The following is a 23,040-nucleotide window of genomic DNA, read 5'->3' as shown; positions in this document are numbered from 1 at the left end:
TAATTTAGTACAATGGAGGGGAGTACGAATGAAAAAGCAGCGGTTGGTCATGCGTACAGTAATCTTGCTCATCTTGGGAGCGGCGATTGCTTATACATTATATGCAAACTTTACGAAAGACGAAAATAAGACAGTGGAAAAAGGCAAAGAAGCACCTGATTTTTCGCTTGTTGACTTAAATGGGGAAAAGCATCAACTTTCCGATTATAAAGGTCAAGGGGTGTTTTTGAATTTCTGGGGTACTTGGTGTAAGCCATGTGAGAAGGAGATGCCGTTTATCAATAATCAGTTCATGCAATATAAGGACCAAGGTGTTCAGGTTATTGCTGTTAATGTTGGTGAATCTGATTTAGCTGTTCAAAAATTTGCACAGCGTCATAAGCTCGAATTTCCAATAGTCATTGATAAAGATAGTCAAGTTATGCAAGCATATAGTGTTAATCCACTGCCGGTGACATTTCTAATAGATAAGAATGGAAATGTTATCGATTCGTATACGGGAGAATTAACGGAGGCAAAGATTAAAAGCTTTATGGAAAAAATTAAGCCATAAATTGCGGGGAGTATGGAAACATGATTGATGTAAAGTGCGAATGTGGTCACGTCAATCCGCACGGTACAGTTCTATGTGAAGCATGTGGGAAGGTACTTGTGGAAGAGGAGAACATACAAGGTTTAGTTGATATGCGCTATGAAGGTAGTGCGCGCCGGTCACAAACCTATAATAAAACGATAATTGATAAAATTTGGAACTTTTTTTCATCAGTTAAAGTAGGGGTTTGGCTTATTGTCATCACTTTGATTGCTTCAGGTGTAGGAACTATTTTTCCACAGGAAATGTATATTCCTCCAGTGATGCCTGCTGAAGAGTATTATCAAGATCAATATGGCACACTTGGTAAATGGTATTATTTATTAGGTTTTCATAATTTGTATAGCTCGTGGTGGTATTTAATATTAATCGCCTCAATTGGGGTATCGTTAGTCATTTGTAGCTTAGACCGTGTCGTGCCATTGTATCGTGCATTAAAGGCACAGCGCGTAACTAGAAATGAGGGCTTTATTAAGCGTCAGCGTCTTTTTGGTACAAGCATCGTTGAAAATGAAGCTTTAGCACTCGATAAGGTCAAGGAAAATCTAAAAGCGAAGCGCTATAAAGTACGTGAGGAAAATGGAAATATCCTTGCTGAAAAGGGGCGTTTTTCAAGATGGGGTCCATATGTAAATCATGTTGGCCTAATCATTTTCTTAATAGGTGGAATGCTGAGATTTGTCCCTGGGATGTATATTGATAAAGTACTATGGGTTCGTGAAGGAGAAACAAAGGTAATTCCAGAAACGAATGGTGAGTACTATATCAAAAATAATCAATTCAAATTAGAAACATACGAGAAGGGGAAAGAGAAGGAAGTCTTTGATAACGCGATTGATATGACAGGCGGCGGTATGGCAAAAAATTATCAATCAAACGTTACTCTTTACCAAAAGGAAGGCGATAGTGTCGCCGGTGAAAGCCATAACTTAAAAAAGGTGAAAGATTACGAGATTCGCGTAAATCATCCTTTAAAGTTTGATTCATTTGCTCTATATCAAGTGGATTATAAGTTAGATGAATTAAATAAAATGACCTTTCAGCTAACGAAAAAAGACTCAAATGAGGAATTTGGTACTGTTGCAATCGATTTATACAATCCAAAGGAAGCCTATGAGCTTGGAAATGGATATTCTGTTGAGATTCTTAGCTATTTCCCAGATTTTCAGTTTGATGAAAATGGTGAACCATCAACAAAATCTAGAATACCAAACAATCCAGCATTTGTTTTTACAATGAAAACTCCTGAAAATCCAGAAGGAGAAACGAGTTTTGTTGCAATAAGACAAACGATTGAACCATTAGGTGAGAATCAATATAAAATGCAATTTTTGGGGATAGAGACTAAAAATGTGTCGGCATTAACGGTTCGTAAGGATTTAACTATACCTATCATTATTTTAGGTGGGATCATCTTTATGGTAGGTGTTGCTCAAGGAGCCTATTGGCAACATCGTCGAATCTGGGTCCGACGAAACAATGGAGAAGTTTGGGTTGCAGCCCATACAAATAAAAATTGGTTCGGATTAAAGCGAGATATCCAACATGTAATAAAAGATACAGAAATTCGTGAACCGCTTGATCAGGCTGAAAAAGATCAAGCAAAATAAGGATGGGAAGCAACGAATAAGGGGGAACGAAAGTGGTAAATGCAAGTGGAAATTTGCTGTTTGCAGCATTTATTCTTTATATTATTGCCATTGTTTTTTTTGGCGGTTCAATTAAGCAAAAAAAGGGGTTAAACCACGAAGGGAATATCAATAATTGGGCTAAAATTGGGATTGCTGTTACTATTGCCGGTTTTATTGCTCAACTAGGATATTTTATTTTACGATGGATAGCAGCAGGACATGCGCCTGTCAGTAACTTATTCGAGTTTACGACATTCTTTGGTATGTCACTAGTAGGAGCGTTTATCGTCATTTATTTTGTTTATAAAACGCCAGTATTAGGATTATTCGCGATGCCTGTAGCAGTTTTATTGATTGCATATGCTGCAATGTTTAATCGAGAAATTACACCGTTAATTCCTTCATTACAAAGCTATTGGCTTCATATCCATGTTACAACTGCTGCTATGGGACAAGCTATATTAGCGATAAGCTTCGTCGCGGGGATTATTTATTTACTCAAGGCAGTTGACCAGACAAAAAGTAGTAAAAGTACATTTTGGTTAGAAATGGTAATGTTTGGTGTGGTAAGTACACTTGCGTTCGTACTTGTAACTTCAACTTTTGTTACTCTGGATTACGAAGCAAACTTTACTTATGTTGACAAAAGTGATAATCCAGCTGAAATCACCTATGGAGTTCCAGCAATTATAGGTCCTCACCAAGGAGAACTAGTAACTAAGGACGTTTTTGAACCAATCGTTGAAGTGCCAGCGATTATTAATGCAAAAAAATTAAACACCATCATTTGGTCACTTGGAATTGGCCTGGTATTATACGGGGTACTACGAGTGATTTTAAGAAAAAGAATTTCCGCTGTATTACAGCCGTTAACAAAGAATATTAATTTAGATTTGGTTGATGAAATTGGCTACCGTTCAGTACTAATCGGATTTCCAGTCTTTACACTTGGTGCGCTAATATTTGCAATGATTTGGGCGCAAATTGCCTGGACAAGATTTTGGGGCTGGGACCCTAAAGAGGTTTGGGCGCTTATTACTTGGTTATTTTATGCAGCATTTTTACATTTGCGATTATCAAAAGGGTGGCATGGTGAAAAATCTGCATGGCTTTCGGTAGTAGGTTTTATCATTATCATGTTCAATCTAGTTGTTGTTAATCTTGTTATTGCTGGTTTACATTCATACGCACAATAAGCAAAAAAGAATAATATTATAGGTCAGATCCTGCATATAAACAATATCGACAACAATGAATAGTCCATCATGAGATATTGTCCGCAGATTCTGACCTTTTTCAATGTGTTTAATATTCACCAGAATGACAAACAATAAAAAATATATTATTCATTGTGTGTTACCTACATGCTAAATATTCTGGAAATTTCCGTGTTCACAATAATGTTAGAAAGTTCACAGTAAAGTTAAACACCTATTCTGTAAAATATCTGCGAGGGGGACTTAATACATGGACAAAGACGTTAAAATTTTAGTAGTAGATGATGAAGAAAGAATCCGCCGCTTATTAAAAATGTATCTTGAGCGGGAAGAATACATAATTGATGAAGCAGAGGACGGAAATGAAGCCCTTGCAAAAGCAATCGCCAATGACTATGATGTCATTTTGCTTGATTTAATGATGCCTGGCAAGGACGGAATTGAAGTATGTCGCGAATTACGAGACAAAAAATCTACTCCAGTTATTATGTTGACAGCAAAAGGTGAAGAGGTAAACCGCGTCCAAGGGTTCGAAGTTGGCACCGATGATTACATCGTGAAACCATTTAGCCCTCGTGAAGTCGTATTACGTGTAAAAGCGTTATTGCGCCGTTCTTCTCAGACTAGTTATTTACAAACTGAGACAACAACGAAGGATGTTATCGTTTTTCCTCATTTAACCATTGATAATGATGCCCATCGTGTAACTGCGGATGGAAAGGAAGTCAGCTTAACTCCAAAAGAATATGAATTACTGTATTTCCTTGCAAAATCTCCTGATAAGGTATTTGATCGTGAACAATTACTTAAAGAAGTTTGGCACTATGAGTTCTTCGGTGACCTACGAACTGTTGATACTCATGTAAAGCGTTTACGTGAAAAATTAAATAAAGTATCTGAACAGGCAGCAAGAATGATTGTAACAGTATGGGGAGTCGGCTACAAATTCGAGGTTATCAATGAATGATGTTCTGGCGTAGTGTCGTAGGAAAACTTTGGTTTACTATTCTTTTTCTTGTTTCCTTTGTACTATTCATACTAACAGTTATGTTACTTGAGTACTTTGATTTTTATCATACAAATGAGACTGAAAAAGGATTGACGAACACCGCAACACAAATGGCAAGAATTTTAGAAAATCATGATGAAATTAATCAGGATGTCGGACTGGATATTGCATTGGAGTTAGTAGATAAGGTGTCAAGCGCAGTGGTGATTCTTGACTCTAATCATTATTACTTCTCTCCTAATACGGAGAAGAATGAGCGGCTATCTGTATCCTTTCTGATGACTGATAAAGATTTCTCAAAGGTTTTTCAAAACGAAGAAGTTGTTAAACAAATATCCGCAAAACAAAAAAATCCAGATCGCACCGAGGATGAATCGCAAATTCTCGTAATAGGTGTACCATTTTTAACGCAATCTGGAGAAAATGGAGCCGTATTCATTTATCAACCGTTAAAAGTTATGCAGGATACCACCCAAACTACAACTAAATTTATTCTACTAGCTGCGGGTGTAGCAATCATTTTAACAACCATTTTTGCCTTTTTCCTTTCAACACGTATTACTGCACAATTACGAAAAATGCGGGAGGCAGCTTTTGAGGTTGCTAGAGGCAAGTTTGATACAAAGATCCCAATCCTATCCCATGATGAAATTGGTGAATTGGCAACAGCCTTTAACCAAATGGGAAGGCAATTAAAATTCAATATGAATGCCCTCAGTCAGGAAAAGGAACAGTTAGCAAGCATTCTAAGCTCTATGGCTGATGGGGTAATTACATTTAACCGTGATGGAACGATCCTTATCACGAATCCGCCAGCAGAGCTGTTTTTGCAAAATTGGTATTATGATCAAAATGAATCAAATTCAAACATCGAAGCTGTACCTTCAGAAGTCATGGAGTTGTTCCAGCTCGCCGTTAATACGGAGAAAGAACAAATTGGCGAGGTTACTGTTCAAGACTTATCATGGGTAATTATCGTCAGTCCGTTATATAATAATAAATTCATTCGCGGTGCAGTTGCAGTCATTCGAGATATGACCGAGGAGCGCCGTCTCGATAAGCTTCGTCAAGACTTTATTGCCAATGTATCACATGAGCTTCGAACGCCAATATCAATGATGCAGGGCTATAGTGAAGCGATTGTAGATGATATTGCGGGTTCTGACGAGGAAAAGAAGGAATTTGCAAAGGTTATATATGATGAGTCCTTAAGGATGGGGCGTCTGGTTAATGAATTGTTAGACTTAGCGCGAATGGAAGCCGGTCATATACAACTCAATGTAGAGCCGATTGAATTTAAACCGTATATTGATAGAATTATTCGGAAATTCCAAGGCCTGGCGAAAGAAAAAGACGTTGCCATTACTGTTGAAGTGAAAAATGAAGATGTAATAGTTGAGATTGATGCAGATCGTTTCGAACAAGTATTGACCAATTTAATTGACAATGCCATTCGACATACTCCTAGTGGAGGCTCTGTTACGGTAATCGAAAAAAGCGATGAGCGAGGTTTCTTTGCTGAAGTTCGTGATACTGGTTCAGGAATACCTGACGAAGACCTACCATTTGTTTTTGAGCGGTTTTATAAAGCAGATAAAGCAAGAACAAGAGGACGTTCTGGAACGGGCTTAGGTTTGGCGATTGCTAAGAATATTATTAGCGCTCATAAGGGTCAAATTTCCGTGCAAAGCAAACATGGATACGGAACGATGTTTTCGATTTTTCTGCCTCGAAATATCGATTAATATGTGATAATATGCCGATTGTTCTTGATACACGGGAAACAATCTATAGCTTTTTGAAGAACCTATTCATATTTGGATAGGTTTTTTCATGTTTAAGTAATTATACAATTTTGCGTTGTTGATAACTCTTGCAACGTTAAATTTGTCCATCTCCAGCGCCTAGGGGCTCGCCTTGTGCCTGTCGCCCCTGAGCAAGGCGCTTGCGCTTTGTTTTTGAAAAGTGACAATGTATCAAAAAACCTTCCCTTTTTTTTTGAATCAACCTATAGTTAATGGTGTAACTTTTTATCTTATTATGGCGACTAATTATTTAAACGGGGAGGGGATTATGGATTGGACTCCGTTTTCGAAAATTTATATTCAAAATACCATCACGACGTATTCCAATTTTTATTTTATATGGTTAGAAATCGAGAGCAAGCAGAGGACCTCGTCCAAGAGGTTTATATTAGAGTATTAAGATCCTACCATCGGTTTGAAGGAAAGAGCAGTGAAAAGACATGGTTGTTTTCAATCGCTAAAAATGTTGCAATTGACCATTTCAGAAAACAAAAAGGCTGGAAGCAATGGATTCTATCATCCTTTGATGGTGCAGCCATCCAAGTGAAGGATTATGAGCCACTCCCTGAAGAAATAGCTTTACATAGGGAAGAGCTTCAGCTAATGTATCGGTGTCTAAAACATTGCACAATTGATCAAAGACTGGTTTTAGTGATGCGTTACCTTCAAGATTTATCTATTGCTGAAACAGCAGCGATCCTTCAGTGGACTGAAAGTAAAGTGAAAACGACCCAGCATCGAGCCCTAAAAGCCTTGAAGAAATATATGGTTGATGTAGCTGAAAAGGAGGGATTCGTTCGTGAGTAAGATGGATTGGAAGGACAAGCAGCTCGAAGACTTGCTTCGAGAAATGCCAAAAATCAACGATAATCAGAATCCCGAGGATCTTTATCAAGCTATTTCTCTGAAGCTAAATAAGAAGAAACGAGTGGGTAAATTTATACCAGCGCTCGCCAGTGCAGCTGCAATTATTTTATTTATCTCTTTAATACCAAATCTTTTCCAATATGAAGATCAGGTGAAACAAGACTCATTTCAAGAGACAAAAAGAGAAGATATGAACACTGAAGAACAAGCAAATAATAAATTGGTCGATGAAAACAGTTCTCAAGAACAGTTCGATACAATGATGCAAACAGAGCCGACCAGAATATCTGTTTATAAGGAAGAATTAAATGGTAAAGAATTGTTAACATACGGGATTCCAGATAGACATGGATTAAATGTTGTTCCAATTAGTATTCTTGTGGATAAAGATGATTCAAATAGATGGTTTGAACAATTTGTTGACAATATGCCAAAATTAACAGAGGAAGCCTGGGGATTAAGTGAATATTATCCTTTAAATGGAAATCTCTCTTTTGATAGTGTCGAAAAAAAGGTTCATATTAATCTTTTGCCCAATCACTCATATGGAAAGGACTTAACTGCTGAGTTAATTTTCCAAAATGCTATCATAACCTCATTTCGTCAACGAGACGATGTGAATACAATAACATTTTCAACCGACAATAAGCCCGGAATCGTGGTAGGAAACAACACCATAGACCAAATTAACGTAAACGAGAAAAGAGCAGTTCGAAAGCCCTATTTGCTGCTCTATGTGGAAAATAGATCTCAGCCAATGCTTGTACAAGTACAGGAGATCGTTGCGACGTTCGATGATGCCTTAACCCTTATGAAAGATGACGAACCAAAACTGGGTCTTACGGCTTCTATTCCGAATGAACTGGTTATTGAAAAGGTATCCATTATGAAAGAACATGTCACGGTTGAACTAGGCAATCCAACCGAGATTCCACAAACTGAGATAATTAACTTTGCCGTTGAAGCAATCCTCTTATCTGCAAAGGAATTCGGTTATACAACTGTAGAATTTAAGCATGATAAAACGTCTACAATCGGGCAATTCCCGACCAACCAACCCATTGAAGTTCCAATTGCACCAAATAAATTTGTGCTAAACTAAAGAATTTCCAAGACTGGTCACATTGACCAGTCTATTTTTTTATAAAAAAATAGGTGCATAAAAAAGTGAAATTTCACCAAATAATAACAAGGTGTTCTAGATTACTATAGTCAAAACACTATGGTTTTAGGCAATGGGGAAAATGGTTAGGAGGCACGAAATGCAACATGATAAGCAGTGGATTTTGATACCTTGGATTGCAGGACTACTGATAGCCTTGATATGCTACGATACCAAATCGATATTAGCACAGGGTCCATCAATTCGGGATCAAACCGTAAATTGGATATGGCCATCAAGCGGAGTCATTACCGATTTATTCGGAACGAGAAGAGGGGTACATAAAGGTATTGATATTGCATCAGATTTTGGATCACCTATTTATGCAGTTGACGAAGGGATTGTAAGTAAATCCTATTATTCAAAATCGTACGGAAATGTTGTGTTTATTAAGCACAATAATAACTTTGAAACGGTCTATGCTCATTTGAAATCTCGTGAAGTGGCAGAAGGTAAAAGTGTCAAACAGGGAGAAATCATTGGACGAATGGGCAATACGGGAGATTCTTCAGGCGTTCATTTGCATTTTGAGGTTCATCAAAGTGAGTGGACCTATGATAAACATAATGCTATTAATCCTGTTCTAGCACTTGGAGACATAGGTGTAGGTGCTAAAGTGTTTGCCAATACTAACAGAGTAGTGGAGGTATCAGGAAGAACGCAAATCGAGGCACACAATGGTCAAGAGAATAGTCAAAGTACAGTACCGACGCAAACCCAGGCTATGGTACATATCGTCAAGCAGGGCGACACTCTGTCCACTATCGCGCAAAGATATGGGACATCAGTGCGAAACCTATTATCTATCAATGGTTTAATGAATGAACATAAGATATTTATTAATCAAAAAATAACGATAAAACCTGCCCAAAGTAATCGTTATGTTGTTAGGGAGGGTGATACATTATCTGCGATTGCCTATAGAACTAGGACACCCCTCGCAGAATTAAAAAGCTGGAATCACCTTGCCTCAGATAAAATAATACCTAAACAGGTTCTAATAGTAAGATAACAAAAAACAGTCCTTATACTCAAAAATAGAGATAAGGACTGTTTTTTTTATAAAATGACTCTTCTAGCGTTGACGATGTCTCCGCTTTCTAGAAGATTATTAACCAATTCATCAGTTAGAGGTTTATCGGATGATAGCACCATGATAGCTTCCCCGCCAGCTTCTTTACGACCGACTTGCATAGTTGCAATATTGACCTCATGGTCTCCAAGAATTTTTCCAACGCGGCCAATAACACCAGGACGGTCCATATGTTTGACTATGAGTAAATCGCCTTCTGGTAAGAAGTCAATATTAAAGCCATTTAAGAAAACAATTCGTGGACCGTAGTGATCGATGTAAGTTCCTCTTACGATAAAATCTTGATGGTCTCCTTTTACAGAAACAGTGATGCTATTTGCGTACCCAAATGTATTTGTACCAATTTTTTCTCCAATTGTAATTCCGCGTTCCTTGGCAATCAATAAAGCGTTAATTTCATTTACAGCCACGTCGACACGATTTGTAAAGAAGCCAGAAAGAATGGCTTTAGTTAAGTACGAAGTTTCAAGCTCATTTACCGTTCCTGCGAATGTTACAGAAATTTCATTTACTCCTTCTTTTACGCATTGTGAAACAGTAGAACCCAACTGTTTGCACAAGTGATGATATGGTTGGATTTTTTGGAAAATATCCTTAGACATTGACGGAAGATTAATCGCGTTAGCCACTGGTTTATCCTCAAGGAAGAGGCGGACTTCCTTCGCAACCTGAATAGCAACATTTAACTGAGCTTCCTTAGTGGATGCACCTAAATGTGGTGTGAAAATGATATTGTCGAATTTAAATAATGGATGTTCACCTGGTGGTTCTGTTACGAAAACATCTAAAGCTGCGCCAGCCACATGGCCGTTACCTAAATATATAGCCAATGCTTCCTCGTCAATGATTCCACCACGGGCACAATTAAGTAGGTAAACGCCTTTTTTCGTTTTAGCCAATGTTTTTTCATTTAATAGCCCTTTTGTTTCAGGTGTTAGTGGTGTATGAACAGTGATGATATCTGCACTTTCTAATACCTCTTCCAAGGTGCATGATGTTACCCCTAGCTGACCAGCGCGTTCTTTTGTTAAAAATGGATCGAATACATTAACCGACATACCGAAAACTCTAGCGCGTTTTGCAAGTTCTGTTCCTATTCTCCCCATACCAATAATTCCTAGTGTTTTTCCATTTAATTCAGTACCAACAAAATCATTTCGGCGCCACTCTGCTTTTTTAACAGATTCATATGCTTGTGGGATTTTTCTCATGAGAGATGCCATCATTGCAAATGTATGTTCAGCAGTTGAAATTGTATTTCCATCCGGGGCATTAATGACCATAATCCCCCGTCTTGTTGCAGCTTGAATATCAATTTTGTCGACACCAACACCCGCACGACCAACGATTTTTAAGTTTGGCATTTTTTCCATTAAATCTTCAGTAACCTTTGTTGCACTTCGTACTAATAATGCATCGATTTGATCCAGTTGAACATCAGGCTCGGTTACTTTCTTTTGGATGATGTTTGCATCGGTCATTTCCAATAGTGGTTGTAGGCCTACTTCATTAATAGAATCTGCTACTAATATTTGGTACATTTTTTTCAACTACCTTCCATTTAATATATGAGCAATTTTCTGATTATTTTACTAGAATAATGATTTGGTGTCAATTTAAAACGGCAAAAAATTTTAATGCAGTAAAGTGATAAAACGTTAGGTTTGGAGTTATCACTTTGTTTAGCGATTGAAGGCAGGTCGAGATGATAAAGAGGCGTTTCTTGAAATGCTCTGTTTGCATAAAATAGAGGTTTAATACAGAAAAACCTCTTCTGTTAGCGAAGAGGTTTTTCTTGTAAGTGAGTTATTGCTTCTTATTCGAACTTTGTAGGGTTCCCGTCAAAAGGTTCGTCAGCTACTTTAATTGAATCTGTTGGACAGCCTTCGAAAGCATCCATCATATCATCGATTAGTACATCAGGAATTTCAACGATACCTTGGTTATCGTCAAGAGTTACGAATGCAATTCCTTCATCATCGTAATCATAGATATCTGGTGCAGCTGCACCGCATGCACCACAGGCGATGCAAGTTTCTTTGTCAACAATAGTGTATTTTGCCATGAAAAATACCTCCCAAATAGTTCAACGAAAATTAATATTTTTTCCATTCCAAGAATGGAAAGCGTTCCCTTCTTTATTTTAAAGGTGTGAAGGCAACTTTTCAATAGTAAATTAAAATTGAATTCTGAATCTGTAAAGAAAAAAACGTAGAACGTCTTTGATATTAAATTGCTGTAACGGAGCGAGATTATTCATGTTAAAATAAATAGAGAATAAAACTCGTTTTTGTTTTATTAAAATACTAATTTCGTTCCTGTGTAATGAAGCTGCCATTGGAAGGAGAAGAAATGTCCGTCACGTACCTTGAAACGGTTATATTTTACTGCTTAAAACAAATTAATAAGGATCGAACTGTATTTTCAGTATTTCATCTGCTTAACGGAAAAAAATCATCGCAAACGATTCAAGACGCACATTTGTTTCAATTAACAAAGCTATTTCAAACCTTTTCTTCATTAACGCGCAATGATTTTCTTGACAGACTAAAAGCAGCTGAAAAAGCAGGACTGGTACAGCAAACTAATGAACATGTTTATCTTTTGACAGATGAAGGAGAATGGGTATTAGCAAAGGAATTGGAAGAAAAACCTTTTCCAGCCTATTTAAATGGATGGACCTACCATTCTTTGACCTCCGTTTTTTGGGAAAGACTATCCCTATTCGTCCAAGTATGTTCAAACTTAATCCACTGCCAAACAGAATATATACCGGTTCAACGCAAGCCGGAAACGCAAGCCTGGCTTAAAAAAACAATCCAACAATCAACTGCTAGCAAGCTTGAACTATCCAGACAGCTATATGGTGAAATCTGCCGCTGTTTCGAAAAAGATTCCAAGCTATCACCTGAGATATTCATCATTCGGTTGTCAGGTTATCAAACATATGGACTCACAAGTAAGCAAGCAGCAGATTTTTTTCATATGGAGGACACTCATTATCACATACAATTTTTGAATTTGCTTCATTTTATGATTAAAAAGATTAAGGAGTTCCCAGATGAATTTCCTTTATTAAACAATATTTTGGTGGATTTGAGTCAGCCAGCTTCATTTACACTGTCAACTAGTAAAACATACTCATTCCTAAAAAGGGGATACACTATCGGAGAAATTGCTTCAGCAAGAAATCTAAAGTTGAGTACGATTGAAGACCATATCGTTGAAATTGCACTCATTGATAAAATGTTCGATATAACTGAAATAGTTCCAGTTGAAAAACAAAAAATGATCATGCTTGCGGCTGAACAATCAAATTCAAAACAGTTAAAGCGAATAAGGGAACTTACAAATGGTATTAATTATTTTGAAATTAGATTGGTTTTGGCTAAATTTGGTGATGCAAAATGATATTAACCAATATATTAAAAAAACAATTTCACTATGATTCGTTTCGTGTAGGTCAGGAAGAAGTAATTTCCTCGGTCTTATCAGGTCAAAATACACTTGCGATGCTACCAACTGGCACCGGGAAGTCATTATGTTATCAATTGCCCGGCTATATACTTGATGGTCTAATCCTTGTTGTTTCGCCATTACTGTCACTCATGCAGGACCAAGTCGAGCAAATGAAAATGAAGGGAGAAAAAAGGGTGATTGCGATTAATTCCTTTTTATCTCCACAGCAACGGAAAACAGTCTTAAAAAATATCGGTTATTATAAATACTTGTTTATTTCACCAGAAATGCTGCGGTATGAGCCAATTATGTATGTTTTAGTCCAACAAAAGATATCGCTATTTGTTATTGATGAGGCCCACTGTATCTCACAATGGGGTTATGATTTTCGTCCCGACTATTTAAAACTAGGCGAGATAAGGTCAAGGTTGGGAAAGCCTGTAACTTTGGCGCTAACCGCTACAGCAACTGCCGAGGTTAGACAAGATATAAAGAAATCGCTAGAACTCGATCAATGTTACGAAATTGTTTATTCCGTAGATCGACCTAATATTTCAATATCAATTGAAAAGGTAAGCGATCAGGTTGAAAAACTTGAGCGAGTTCAACAATTAGTTGAGAGATTAACGGGACCGGGAATTATTTATTTTTCAAGTAAACGGCTAGCTGAACAGGTAGCGTCATATTTACATACAAATAGTGGTGTTAATGTAATGGCCTATCATGGTGGGATGGAACAGGAGCAGCGGATTTTAATTCAGCAGCAATTTTTGCATGGTCAACTCGATGTTATTTGTGCGACTAGTGCGTTTGGAATGGGTGTTAATAAGGAAAATATTCGTTTTGTTATTCATTATCATATGCCATTACAGCTTGAAGCATATATACAGGAAATAGGACGAGCCGGACGTGATGGCGATAGAAGTGTTGCGATTTTGCTGTATTCACCGGGTGATGAAGCGATGGCGTTTAATTTAGCTGAGACAGAGTTACCTTCAATGGAGCAAATTGACTATTTAGCTTCTGTTACAAATGGTCATATCGAGTCGGTTTTTCAAGATAGTGAAAACTGGAAAACCTACGCTGGATTCACTGAAACACAATGGAGAATTATAGCTGAATTCCTACAAATGGCTTCGACAAATCATATCAATGCCCCATTTAAGGCTTTATGCGACTATGTTGACAATCGTATTATGGTAAAAAGAGCAAATATTATTTCAATGACAAGGTTTATTCATTCAGAAACCTGCCGAAGAAACGAGATCCTTTCTTATTTTAAAGAAGATACACACATGGTTGGAACACGGAAGAATTGCTGTGATATTTGTGGGCTTAATCTTGAGGATTTCCGCACTGAAGATGGACTTTCTGAAGGTAATCGAAACTTACCAATCGAAAGTTTTGATTGGAAGCAATATTTGTCAAATTTTTTGTTAAATGAGTGAGACAAAATAATGAAAAATCGTTATACTGATTTGATAAAGGAGCTCTCTGAGCGAGAATTATTATTTCATTTATATTTAACCCAATTGCTATTATTGGTTGTAGCTATTATTCTTGGCACCATTTTATTTGATAATTTTCAAGAGTTTTACCAGCTATTCAATTGGAATGATGCTAATGTTCTATTACTCGGTGGTATCGCTGGTGTGATTGTCGTCGTTATTGATACGATTTTGACTAAAGTATTGCCGGAACATCTTTATTTCGATGGTGGGTTAAATGAACGAATATTCCAGAATCGTTCGTTCATCCACATTGCAATTATTGCTGGAATTGTCTCCTTTAGTGAAGAAATTTTGTTCCGAGGAGTTATTCAAACTCATTTTGGACTAATTTTCTCAAGTATTATTTTTGCCGCAATTCATTATCGTTATTTATTTAATTGGTTTCTATTGTTAAATATTATCATCCTAAGTTTTTTTATTGGTTATATCTATGAAGTAACAAATAATTTATCAGTAACCATTTTAATGCATTTTCTTATTGATTTTCTTTTAGGATTAATGATTCGCATCAAACATGATAAATTAGAGAGAACAGGAAGAGATGTTCATGAATAGAGAAGATCCATACCGACAAAAAACAGAGAGCACCAGAAGAAGAGTTGGCCGCGCTACCGTTCAGGAGCAAGTAAAACCTGAGAACTTACCGCCTCGGAGTGAATTACATCGCGAACGACGGGCTAAAAAGAAAAAAAAGATTAATATTCCATGGATTCGAGTACAAGTTGCCTTTTTTATATTATTGCCTATTGCCATTTTTGTGATTTATACAAATAGAGAAGATATTTTTCCTAAAACAACGAAAACAACGGTCATTGAAGATAAAGGTGGTTATGAAACGATATCGATCGATAATGATGAGAATAAGAAATCTAAGGCGAAGGAAAAGGCTGCCGAGGCAGCTTCAAAGGATCAAGATTCTAATATTGTCGAAAACCAGCCAGAGACTGAACAGAAAGAAGAGGAGACACCACCAAGTGAACCTATAGTAAATCAACCAGTAGAACAGCAAGTTGAACAACCAGTTGAACAACCAGTTGAACAACCAATTGAGCAACCAGTCGAGCAGACAATACGTGAGCATACGGTACAAGCAAAAGATACACTCTATAGTATTGCGAAGAAATACTACGGTGCTCCGAATGCTAAATCAGGTATCCAAAAAATTAAACAAGCTAATAACCTCCCGAATGAAAATATTCGTGTAGGCCAAAAGTTAATCATTCCTCAATAACATATCAAATACTCCAACAAGGATAGAACCTGTTGGAGTATTTTTATTTTTAAGAAAGTCTATGTGCTGATAATATTGCTCATAATTTCCGGACAAGTTCATACAATGTATGGAAGATGGAGGGATGGCAATGGGAGAGTCAGTTCTAAATCTGGATGAACGTACAGATCCGGCAACCAGACAAATATTACAGAATGTAATTAAGCGGAAGCAAAAATATGACCAATTAAAACAAAAGCATCTGTTCGTTATGTCAATCACATTGTTTTTGCTTTTTTGTTATATGGTATATTTATACTATGTCGTTGTAGGTCCATACTCCTATTCGTTTGCAAGGATGTTTTCCGCATTTGTTGATCATAAGTTAAATTTACTGTTCTTAATTTTGACTGTAGGTTCATATGGCTTGATGAATTTATTTAGGAATAAACGGGACAAGGCAGAGAAGGAATTTCACGCATTAAGATGTGAAATTATTGATAAAAGTAAGGATTTATGGAGAAAAGAAGAGGCATGGAGCAACCGCCATCTAGTTTTTGAAATGATGAAGAAAAACTATGATATCAATTTATTTCATGAAAAAAAGTGAGGCTGGATAGTTTGTTTTTTCCAGCCTCGATACAGCTTAAAAGAACTGCTTTTTACCTTGTTCTTCTTTAAGTATTTCCACAGCTTCACGGAATCTTTGGGAGTGAATGATTTCTCTTTCGCGTAGGAATCGTAAGCCATCATTTAAATCAGGATCATCGCTCATATTGATGATCCATTGATAGGTTGCACGAGCCTTTTCTTCGGCTGCGATATCTTCGTATAAATCAGCTATTGGGTCTCCTTTTGCTTGGATATAAGTTGCAGTCCATGGAACCCCTGCTGCATTGTGATAAAACAATGCCTTGTCATGATTAGCATAGTGGCCGTCTAACCCTGCAGCAATCATCTGAGCTGGAGTGGCATCCTTGGTGAGCTTATACACCATCGTGGCAATCATTTCCAAATGCGCGAACTCTTCGGTTCCTATGTCAGTTAATAGACCGATTACTTTATCTGGGATGGTGTAGCGCTGATTTAAATAACGTAGTGCTGCCGCTAATTCTCCATCCGCACCGCCATACTGTTCGATTAAAAACTTGGCTAGCTTTGGATTACAAGTACTAACACGAACTGGATATTGCAGCTTTTTTTCATATATCCACATCGCACTTACCTCCCCATTCAAAATCCTGTTACCCTGACCGATCCGCTTCCGCTTTTAAACCTATCTAGCTGCAGGCGCCATCGGCTCGGGGTCTTAAGCCAATCCGTCCAGAAGGTAAAATGCGACCTTCAGGCCGGCTCGTCTTAAGCCTGTCGCCGATAACCGGGCGCCTTCCGCTTTTAAACCTATCTAGCTGCAGGCGCCATCGGCTCGGGGTCTTAAGCCAATCCGTCCAGAAGGTAAAATGCGACCTTCAGGCCGGCTCGTCTTAAGCCTGTCGCCCGATAACCGAGCGCCTTCCGCTTTTAAACCTATCCAGCTGCAGCGGCTAGCCCCTCGAGTCGCTTCGGTCAAACCGTTGAAGTCAAAAAGACGACTTCATCGGCTTGCCCTCCAGCGCTTGTCGGGGCTGAGCGAGCCGCTTCCGCTTTTAAACCTGCCAAGGCCATGGTGGGTCGTTCCAGTTCCATGGGTAGCCAGAAAAGCTGTTTCCGAATTGTTGAAGTGGACCGAACTGTCCTTCAAAAACCTTCTTTAAACGTTTTCGCTCCTTGGCGCATTGGTTAAATTGATTAATCGCTTCTGCATCTTGTGGATGAGTGTCTAAATACAGAGTTAATTCCACAAGAACGAAATCAACTGCCTGAAGCTGCTCTAATAATTGGTAATATTCAGGAGGTAGCTGTTTCATCGCGGTGCACCCCCTTTGGTCGTTCATATGGGCCGTACCATGGGTCATAAAATGCTTTCCAAAGTGTTCCTGCTCTCAATGCCTCCATAGCCGAGAATTGTGGTAAATTGGGTGGCTGAAATCCCATGTAGAGATTGGGTGGTGTAGAATATGATTTCACTTTTATTGGAGGGCAAGGGTCAAATGGACTGACATATGGGTGCCATTTTTTCATTGGTGTAGACATCTTCTAGACCTCCTTGAAAAAGTAGTTTCGCAAAGTAGGTTTGAAAAAATATGGTAGTAATCGCGACAATTAATTGTATGCGTCAAGATAGCTAATCATGAACAGGATAATTTGATTCATTTTTGTCCAATTATGATTTTTAACACATCCTTGGATGATAAAATCTGGTTTGATAATTATAATAGTAATTGGCACTTCTGATACTGTATAAAGGAAGGTGTTTAGAATGTTCGTAAAAAGTATTATGATTCCAAAGCATAAATGCATTACTGTTAACAGCGATGATTCTTTACAATGCACATTAGAAAAGATGGAAAGTCATCAAATAGATGGCATTCCTGTTTTAAAAGGCGACGAATATATCGGAGTGGTAACCAGATTTAATATTTACCAAGGGTTTTTTAATTCTGAGCTTGAAAAAGAAAACTATTTGCAACAAACGAAGGCTTGTGAAAGAGTGTCTTTTCAGGAAAAATATTTAACCGGAACAGAGCGGTTTGAATCTACGCTATTGGAATTGAAAGACTTCCCATTAATCGTGGTCCTCAATGATAAAAAGCGCTTTATGGGAATTGTTACAAGGGCGGATGTCCTAGACCAATTTCAAAGTGCATTTGGGATGAGGCGTCCAGGGATACGAATAGCGTTTACATCAGCTGAATCAGAAGGTAGGCTTGCCCGCTTAGCAGAAATTGCCCATGCGTATCATGAAAGGATCATTTCTGTGGTTACTTTTGATGAAAATGATCAACTAGTCCGTAGAATTGTCATGAAGATTGAAAAAACAACTAATCTGGATAAATTTATTAAGAAACTTGAGGATTCAGGGTTCAGGGTCCTGTCCATTCATGAGGATTAAAAAAGAATAGTTATAATTTATATCCCTTCATATAATTTATAGGAGGGATTTTTTCAATGAAGATGATATTTCAACTTTTGGTTGGTTATTTTTGTGGACTCCTCATGATTAAATGGTTGCCGTTAACTTTTCCAATTGATGCATCTGAGCTTTTTGTTTCATTTGTTTTTAATCCGCTTGAATTTTTTGCAGCATGCATTATGTTTATATTAGGAATAATTGTGAATGGAAATATTATTAAGGGGCTTATGACAACATTTATTGAAGCGCTTAAACGAAGAAATGTACCCAGTTTCCAACAATGCTTAAGTGTTTCCGTAGTTTTCATTTATTTATTTTTATTAAAAGAAGGGTTTTGGCAGACACTAGCGCTTATTTGTTTTTCAGTTGTTTATGGGATGATTTCATTTGACTTTCGGAAGGAAAAGACGCTGTAGGAGGATTTATGATTATTGTTTGCAGTTTGTTCGGTGTTGCAATTCTTTTCCTTTTATATATGGTAAAAGAAGCTTTCTCGAATCGGATACTAGAGCATCATTTACATTTCGATAAACCAGCAAATTCACGAAAAACACGTATTTTTTTTATTTCAGATATTCATCGTAGAATGATTGCAGAAAAAATTATTGATGAACTATCTGGAAATACAGATATTGTGATTATAGGAGGTGATTTAACCGAAGGAAAAGTCCCCTTTTCAAGAATACGAAGGAATCTTGAAAAGCTTTCGAGTCTTGGTCCAGTTTATTTTGTCAGGGGGAACAATGACTACGAGGCAAATATTGGTAAGCTTGAAACATTGTTAACGGAGTTTGGAGTCACGATATTAAATAACACATCAGTGTTGTATAAGACTTTGGATGGAGCAAGCATTCATTTAATTGGCATAGACGATCTTGCCGAGGGAAGCCCGGATTTAGAAAGTGCAGTAAGTACGGCTGGTAATTCGGGAATTCGCCTTTTGATTAGCCATAATCCTAAGATTATTGAGTCCATTAGAGATGATCATCAGATTGATTTAGTTTTATCTGGTCATACGCATGGTGGACAAATTAGATTTCTAGGTTTTGGACTATATGAAAAAGGTGGAATGAAAAAATTCGGAAAAACACTGCTTTTTGTCAGCAACGGGTATGGCACGACAGCTCTTCCGCTTAGACTCGGCGCCAAGGCGCAAACGCATCTATTTTCCCTTTATTATTAATAATAATAGACATCTAAGTGCCTCACTAAAACAAATCACCTTCTATAAAATATTACATACATTAACATAAGAGCTTTTGTTCACGGCAGGGGGCTGCGTCATGCGTTTGGAAAGATTAACGTACAATAAAATAAAATTTTTTCTAACTACCGATGATTTGTATGATCGAGGCTTATCGAAGGATGATATATGGATTGATTCCTTAAAATGGAATCAACTATTCCATGATATGCTTGCAGAAGCAAACGAGGAATTCGGGATGGAGTTTCAAGGAACGATTGCTGTAGAAATCTATTCGCTTCAAGCACAAGGAATGGTTATGATTTTGACAATGGAGGAATCTAACCAGGATGAAGAATCGCTTGAGGATGTTTTTATTGAAATGCAGGTAACAATTGAAGACAGTAATGAAGTACTATTTGAATTTACTTCGATTGAAGAAGTGATTCAATTATCGAAACGATTCACCACGATGGAAATATTCGGCGGAAGCCTTTATTCAATGAATGAAAAATATTACCTTTTGTTTGAAGAAATTGAAGCAGAAAGTAAAAATAGACTTATTTCTGTATTAGCGGAGTATGGAGACCCGTCTCTCCTTAGTATTCATCGATTAATTGAGTATGGTAAATTGATCATCCAAGACAAGACAATTGAAACAATAGTGGATTATTTCTAATTATGGGGCAGTTTGCCTCTTTTTTGTTTATGATTGTGGGCAAACATAAAGAAAATGATAAATTCTCAGTAGAATATTAACGTTAAAAAAACAGTTGTGCATAGGGTAAAAACTAAAAGGATTCATTCTTGCATAAATCATTTTTAGGTGTATACTCTTGTATATTGAGCGGATACCTACGCTAAAGTGATATTTAGGAGGTTTATTAATGGTAGCCGAGAAAGGTCCTGGTAGTAGAGAAACAGGCGAGAAACATGATGTATTAACATCTACACAAACAGTCATTCATAAAGCATTAGAGAAATTAGGTTATCCAAGTGAGGTTTATGAGCTATTAAAGGAACCATTGCGGATGATGACGGTTAAAATTCCAATTCGTATGGATGATGGTTCTGTTAAAATATTTACCGGATATCGTGCACAACATAATGACTCAGTCGGACCTACAAAGGGGGGGATTCGCTTTCACCCCCACGTTACGGAGCGAGAAGTAAAAGCATTGTCTATTTGGATGAGCTTAAAGTGTGGAATTGTCGATTTACCATATGGAGGCGGAAAAGGTGGTATTGTATGTGACCCACGAGATATGTCCTTCCGTGAGCTTGAGCGGTTAAGCCGTGGCTATGTTCGAGCGATTAGTCAGATTGTTGGACCTACAAAAGATATCCCTGCTCCAGATGTGTTTACCAATTCACAAATTATGGCTTGGATGATGGATGAATATAGTCGAATTGATGGGTTTAATTCACCTGGCTTTATTACCGGTAAACCGCTTGTTTTAGGTGGTTCACACGGAAGAGAGTCCGCGACGGCAAAAGGTGTAACGATTTGTATTCGTGAAGCTGCTAAACGGAAAGGTATTAATCTTGATGGGGCACGTGTCGTGGTTCAAGGCTTTGGTAATGCCGGTAGTTACTTATCTAAATTTATGCATGATGCGGGAGCTAAGATAATTGGTATTTCGGATGCTTACGGTGCACTTCATGACCCAGATGGTTTAGATATCGACTACTTACTGGATCGACGTGACAGTTTTGGTACGGTGACAAAATTATTCAGCAATACGATTACAAATAAAGAATTACTTGAGCTAGATTGCGATATTCTAGTTCCGGCAGCAATCGAAAATCAAATCACTGAAGAAAATGCCCATAATATAAAAGCGAGGATTGTCGTTGAGGCAGCAAATGGACCTACGACACTTGAGGCAACACAAATCTTATCTGATCGCGACATTTTACTCGTTCCCGATGTACTAGCATCTGCTGGAGGCGTAACGGTTTCATATTTTGAATGGGTTCAAAATAATCAGGGCTATTACTGGAGTGAAGAGGAAGTAGGAGAAAAACTCGAAAAGGTTATGGTGAAATCTTTTAACAATATTTACGAAACCGCCCAAACTCGGCGTGTTGATATGAGATTAGCAGCTTACATGGTAGGAGTTAGAAAAATGGCTGAAGCAAGCAGGTTCAGAGGCTGGATCTAGCTTATTTGCTTGCTGTTTATTAGGTAGTTCCGAGTGATGAATGCTTTTTAACCGGACAAGTTAAATTCATTTATCGTTCTCGTTGAATAATAATAAGCAATCTCCTATCGAAAATAGGAGATTCTTTTTTTAAGGGGAGTGAGTTGCAGTTATGCAACAGGAAGACGTCATTATTATTGGGGCAGGACCATGTGGGTTAGCCACAGCAATTTCATTAAAGGAAATCGGAATGAATCCACTTATCATTGAGAAAGGGAATGTGGTTAATTCAATTTATCACTATCCTACTCATCAAACTTTCTTTAGCACAAGTGAAAAGCTAGAAGTTGGAGATGTACCATTTATTACAGAAGACTACAAACCGAGAAGGAATCAGGCCCTCGTCTATTATCGTGAAGTAGTGAACCGTAAACAATTGCGCATTAATGCTTATGAAAGGGTTCAAACGATTGCAAAAGACGAAAATCATTTCGTGGTTGTGACCGATAAACGGGAATATTTAGCATCTTATGTTGTAGTTGCAACTGGATATTATGACCATCCAAATTATATGAATGTACCTGGAGAGGACTTACCTAAGGTATTTCATTATTTTAAAGAAGCACATCCATACTTTGATAAGGATGTTATTGTGGTTGGAGGGAAAAACTCAAGTGTTGATGCTGCGATTGAGCTAGTGAAAGCTGGAGCAAGAGTTACAGTAATATATCGAGGGCGGGAGTATTCTTCTAGCATAAAACCGTGGATTTTACCCGAATTTGATTCTTTAATCAGACATGGGAAAATTACAATGGAATTCAATTCTCATATTAAAGAAATTACACAAGATAAAGTCATTTACACAAAAGCTGGGGAAGAAAAAGCGGTAAGCAATGATTTTGTTTTTGCGATGACAGGCTATCATCCAGATCATCATTTCTTGGAAAAAATCGGAATTACCATTGAACATGAAACCGGTCGTCCAACTTTTAATGCTGAAACAATGGAAACCAATGTTCCCGGCGTGTTTATTGCTGGTGTAATTGCTGCTGGAAATAATGCAAATGAAATATTTATCGAAAATGGACGCTTCCATGGTGGACAAATCGCTGATGCTATATTAGCAAAGCGAAATGAAGACTGA

The 23,040-nt window shown here is 37.6% G+C and carries 24 protein-coding genes; 19 read left to right on the top strand and 5 right to left on the bottom strand.

Features of this window, described 5'->3' with window-relative positions:
* Positions 1 to 28: 28 nt before the first annotated feature.
* From resA to FXW34_RS09910, 8 genes are all read left to right on the top strand, one after another.
* A complete protein-coding gene (resA, locus tag FXW34_RS09945; RefSeq protein ID WP_147533833.1) occupies positions 29 to 553 on the top strand; it encodes a thiol-disulfide oxidoreductase ResA in 525 nt (174 codons plus the stop codon).
* Between the two features lie 20 nt (positions 554 to 573).
* On the top strand, positions 574 to 2,202 hold the full coding sequence (locus tag FXW34_RS09940; RefSeq protein WP_147533832.1) for a cytochrome c biogenesis ResB family protein: 1,629 nt from the start codon (positions 574 to 576) through the stop codon (positions 2,200 to 2,202).
* A gap of 32 nt (positions 2,203 to 2,234) precedes the next feature.
* A complete protein-coding gene (ccsB, locus tag FXW34_RS09935) occupies positions 2,235 to 3,419 on the top strand; it encodes a c-type cytochrome biogenesis protein CcsB (protein WP_147533831.1) in 1,185 nt (394 codons plus the stop codon).
* Between the two features lie 271 nt (positions 3,420 to 3,690).
* Positions 3,691 to 4,407, top strand: a complete 717-nt coding sequence (locus tag FXW34_RS09930) for a response regulator (protein ID WP_147533830.1) — start codon at positions 3,691 to 3,693, stop codon at positions 4,405 to 4,407.
* The gene (locus FXW34_RS09925) at positions 4,404 to 6,194 is read left to right on the top strand and encodes an ATP-binding protein (protein WP_147533829.1); all 1,791 of its coding nucleotides are present in this window, start codon (positions 4,404 to 4,406) and stop codon (positions 6,192 to 6,194) included. The genes FXW34_RS09930 and FXW34_RS09925 overlap by 4 nt, the downstream gene beginning before the upstream one ends.
* A 333-nt stretch (positions 6,195 to 6,527) precedes the next feature.
* Positions 6,528 to 7,061, top strand: coding sequence for an RNA polymerase sigma factor SigX (sigX, locus tag FXW34_RS09920; protein WP_147533828.1), 534 nt, complete (start codon positions 6,528 to 6,530; stop codon positions 7,059 to 7,061).
* Positions 7,054 to 8,223 carry a hypothetical protein gene (locus tag FXW34_RS09915; RefSeq protein WP_147533827.1) on the top strand — a complete coding sequence of 390 codons (1,170 nt, stop codon included), beginning with the start codon at positions 7,054 to 7,056 and terminating at the stop codon, positions 8,221 to 8,223. The genes sigX and FXW34_RS09915 overlap by 8 nt, the downstream gene beginning before the upstream one ends.
* A gap of 160 nt (positions 8,224 to 8,383) precedes the next feature.
* Positions 8,384 to 9,295: a M23 family metallopeptidase gene (locus FXW34_RS09910; protein ID WP_147533826.1), complete on the top strand. Its 912-nt coding sequence runs from the start codon at positions 8,384 to 8,386 to the stop codon at positions 9,293 to 9,295.
* A 47-nt stretch (positions 9,296 to 9,342) separates the two neighbouring features.
* Here the strand turns inward: FXW34_RS09910 and serA are convergent, their stop codons facing one another.
* Together serA and FXW34_RS09900 are read right to left on the bottom strand one after the other, a co-directional pair.
* Positions 9,343 to 10,917, bottom strand: a complete 1,575-nt coding sequence (gene serA, locus FXW34_RS09905) for a phosphoglycerate dehydrogenase (RefSeq protein ID WP_147533825.1) — start codon at positions 10,915 to 10,917, stop codon at positions 9,343 to 9,345.
* A gap of 275 nt (positions 10,918 to 11,192) precedes the next feature.
* Positions 11,193 to 11,441 (bottom strand): ferredoxin, encoded by a 249-nt coding sequence (locus FXW34_RS09900; RefSeq protein WP_147533824.1) that lies wholly within the window; start codon positions 11,439 to 11,441, stop codon positions 11,193 to 11,195.
* A 287-nt stretch (positions 11,442 to 11,728) separates the two neighbouring features.
* Here FXW34_RS09900 and FXW34_RS09895 point away from each other — a divergent pair, with 287 nt between their 5' ends.
* The 5 genes from FXW34_RS09895 (at position 11,729) to FXW34_RS09875 (ending at position 16,166) form a co-directional block, all read left to right on the top strand.
* Positions 11,729 to 12,787 (top strand): YpbB family protein, encoded by a 1,059-nt coding sequence (locus FXW34_RS09895; RefSeq protein WP_147533823.1) that lies wholly within the window; start codon positions 11,729 to 11,731, stop codon positions 12,785 to 12,787.
* Positions 12,784 to 14,283 (top strand): RecQ family ATP-dependent DNA helicase, encoded by a 1,500-nt coding sequence (locus FXW34_RS09890; RefSeq protein WP_147533822.1) that lies wholly within the window; start codon positions 12,784 to 12,786, stop codon positions 14,281 to 14,283. Before FXW34_RS09895 ends, FXW34_RS09890 begins: the two co-directional genes overlap by 4 nt.
* Positions 14,284 to 14,292: 9 nt before the next feature.
* Positions 14,293 to 14,901, top strand: a complete 609-nt coding sequence (locus FXW34_RS09885; RefSeq protein WP_147533821.1) for a CPBP family intramembrane glutamic endopeptidase — start codon at positions 14,293 to 14,295, stop codon at positions 14,899 to 14,901.
* Complete coding sequence (locus tag FXW34_RS09880) at positions 14,894 to 15,577, top strand: LysM peptidoglycan-binding domain-containing protein (RefSeq protein ID WP_187118903.1); 684 nt, start codon at positions 14,894 to 14,896, stop codon at positions 15,575 to 15,577. The genes FXW34_RS09885 and FXW34_RS09880 overlap by 8 nt, the downstream gene beginning before the upstream one ends.
* A gap of 130 nt (positions 15,578 to 15,707) precedes the next feature.
* Positions 15,708 to 16,166, top strand: a complete 459-nt coding sequence (locus tag FXW34_RS09875; protein WP_147533819.1) for a YpbF family protein — start codon at positions 15,708 to 15,710, stop codon at positions 16,164 to 16,166.
* Positions 16,167 to 16,202: 36 nt separating this feature from the next.
* On the opposite strand, the gene FXW34_RS09870 is transcribed toward FXW34_RS09875, so the two are convergent.
* The 3 genes from FXW34_RS09870 to FXW34_RS09860 form a co-directional block, all read right to left on the bottom strand.
* The gene (locus FXW34_RS09870; RefSeq protein ID WP_147533818.1) at positions 16,203 to 16,772 is read right to left on the bottom strand and encodes a manganese catalase family protein; all 570 of its coding nucleotides are present in this window, start codon (positions 16,770 to 16,772) and stop codon (positions 16,203 to 16,205) included.
* Between the two features lie 430 nt (positions 16,773 to 17,202).
* Complete coding sequence (locus FXW34_RS09865; RefSeq protein ID WP_147533817.1) at positions 17,203 to 17,463, bottom strand: spore coat protein CotJB; 261 nt, start codon at positions 17,461 to 17,463, stop codon at positions 17,203 to 17,205.
* The gene (locus FXW34_RS09860; RefSeq protein ID WP_147533816.1) at positions 17,444 to 17,689 is read right to left on the bottom strand and encodes a spore coat associated protein CotJA; all 246 of its coding nucleotides are present in this window, start codon (positions 17,687 to 17,689) and stop codon (positions 17,444 to 17,446) included. The genes FXW34_RS09865 and FXW34_RS09860 overlap by 20 nt, the downstream gene beginning before the upstream one ends.
* Before the next feature lie 226 nt (positions 17,690 to 17,915).
* On the opposite strand from FXW34_RS09860, the gene FXW34_RS09855 reads away from it, so the two are divergent.
* The 6 genes from FXW34_RS09855 to FXW34_RS09830 all read left to right on the top strand — a co-directional run bounded on the left by FXW34_RS09855 (position 17,916) and on the right by FXW34_RS09830 (position 23,040).
* Entirely contained in the window at positions 17,916 to 18,548 is a 633-nt protein-coding gene (locus tag FXW34_RS09855; protein WP_147533815.1) for a CBS domain-containing protein, read from the top strand.
* Between the two features lie 56 nt (positions 18,549 to 18,604).
* Positions 18,605 to 18,985, top strand: a complete 381-nt coding sequence (locus tag FXW34_RS09850) for a hypothetical protein (RefSeq protein ID WP_147533814.1) — start codon at positions 18,605 to 18,607, stop codon at positions 18,983 to 18,985.
* An 8-nt stretch (positions 18,986 to 18,993) separates the two neighbouring features.
* Positions 18,994 to 19,752 (top strand): metallophosphoesterase, encoded by a 759-nt coding sequence (locus tag FXW34_RS09845; protein WP_147533813.1) that lies wholly within the window; start codon positions 18,994 to 18,996, stop codon positions 19,750 to 19,752.
* Between the two features lie 100 nt (positions 19,753 to 19,852).
* On the top strand, positions 19,853 to 20,431 hold the full coding sequence (locus FXW34_RS09840; RefSeq protein WP_147533812.1) for a genetic competence negative regulator: 579 nt from the start codon (positions 19,853 to 19,855) through the stop codon (positions 20,429 to 20,431).
* A gap of 208 nt (positions 20,432 to 20,639) precedes the next feature.
* Complete coding sequence (locus FXW34_RS09835) at positions 20,640 to 21,917, top strand: Glu/Leu/Phe/Val family dehydrogenase (RefSeq protein WP_147533811.1); 1,278 nt, start codon at positions 20,640 to 20,642, stop codon at positions 21,915 to 21,917.
* A gap of 151 nt (positions 21,918 to 22,068) precedes the next feature.
* Positions 22,069 to 23,040 (top strand): YpdA family putative bacillithiol disulfide reductase, encoded by a 972-nt coding sequence (locus FXW34_RS09830; protein WP_147533810.1) that lies wholly within the window; start codon positions 22,069 to 22,071, stop codon positions 23,038 to 23,040.

Source organism: Bacillus marasmi (genome assembly GCF_902168435.1).
GTDB classification, from domain to species: Bacteria; Bacillota; Bacilli; order Bacillales; family Cytobacillaceae; genus Bacillus_BU; species Bacillus_BU marasmi.
The sequence above is the reverse complement of the archived record's forward strand: the minus strand, read 5'-3'. Positions and strand labels throughout refer to the sequence as shown.

Coding starts and splice junctions, on each gene's coding strand:
- resA (WP_147533833.1), top strand. CDS start 29: ATGAAAAAGCAGCGGTTGGTCATGCGTACAGTAATCTTGCTCATCTTG.
- FXW34_RS09940 (WP_147533832.1), top strand. CDS start 574: ATGATTGATGTAAAGTGCGAATGTGGTCACGTCAATCCGCACGGTACA.
- FXW34_RS09930 (WP_147533830.1), top strand. CDS start 3,691: ATGGACAAAGACGTTAAAATTTTAGTAGTAGATGATGAAGAAAGAATC.
- FXW34_RS09925 (WP_147533829.1), top strand. CDS start 4,404: ATGATGTTCTGGCGTAGTGTCGTAGGAAAACTTTGGTTTACTATTCTT.
- FXW34_RS09910 (WP_147533826.1), top strand. CDS start 8,384: ATGCAACATGATAAGCAGTGGATTTTGATACCTTGGATTGCAGGACTA.
- serA (WP_147533825.1), bottom strand. CDS start 10,917: ATGTACCAAATATTAGTAGCAGATTCTATTAATGAAGTAGGCCTACAA.
- FXW34_RS09900 (WP_147533824.1), bottom strand. CDS start 11,441: ATGGCAAAATACACTATTGTTGACAAAGAAACTTGCATCGCCTGTGGT.
- FXW34_RS09895 (WP_147533823.1), top strand. CDS start 11,729: ATGTCCGTCACGTACCTTGAAACGGTTATATTTTACTGCTTAAAACAA.
- FXW34_RS09890 (WP_147533822.1), top strand. CDS start 12,784: ATGATATTAACCAATATATTAAAAAAACAATTTCACTATGATTCGTTT.
- FXW34_RS09885 (WP_147533821.1), top strand. CDS start 14,293: ATGAAAAATCGTTATACTGATTTGATAAAGGAGCTCTCTGAGCGAGAA.
- FXW34_RS09880 (WP_187118903.1), top strand. CDS start 14,894: ATGAATAGAGAAGATCCATACCGACAAAAAACAGAGAGCACCAGAAGA.
- FXW34_RS09875 (WP_147533819.1), top strand. CDS start 15,708: ATGGGAGAGTCAGTTCTAAATCTGGATGAACGTACAGATCCGGCAACC.
- FXW34_RS09870 (WP_147533818.1), bottom strand. CDS start 16,772: ATGTGGATATATGAAAAAAAGCTGCAATATCCAGTTCGTGTTAGTACT.
- FXW34_RS09865 (WP_147533817.1), bottom strand. CDS start 17,463: ATGAAACAGCTACCTCCTGAATATTACCAATTATTAGAGCAGCTTCAG.
- FXW34_RS09860 (WP_147533816.1), bottom strand. CDS start 17,689: ATGTCTACACCAATGAAAAAATGGCACCCATATGTCAGTCCATTTGAC.
- FXW34_RS09855 (WP_147533815.1), top strand. CDS start 17,916: ATGTTCGTAAAAAGTATTATGATTCCAAAGCATAAATGCATTACTGTT.
- FXW34_RS09850 (WP_147533814.1), top strand. CDS start 18,605: ATGAAGATGATATTTCAACTTTTGGTTGGTTATTTTTGTGGACTCCTC.
- FXW34_RS09845 (WP_147533813.1), top strand. CDS start 18,994: ATGATTATTGTTTGCAGTTTGTTCGGTGTTGCAATTCTTTTCCTTTTA.
- FXW34_RS09840 (WP_147533812.1), top strand. CDS start 19,853: ATGCGTTTGGAAAGATTAACGTACAATAAAATAAAATTTTTTCTAACT.
- FXW34_RS09835 (WP_147533811.1), top strand. CDS start 20,640: ATGGTAGCCGAGAAAGGTCCTGGTAGTAGAGAAACAGGCGAGAAACAT.
- FXW34_RS09830 (WP_147533810.1), top strand. CDS start 22,069: ATGCAACAGGAAGACGTCATTATTATTGGGGCAGGACCATGTGGGTTA.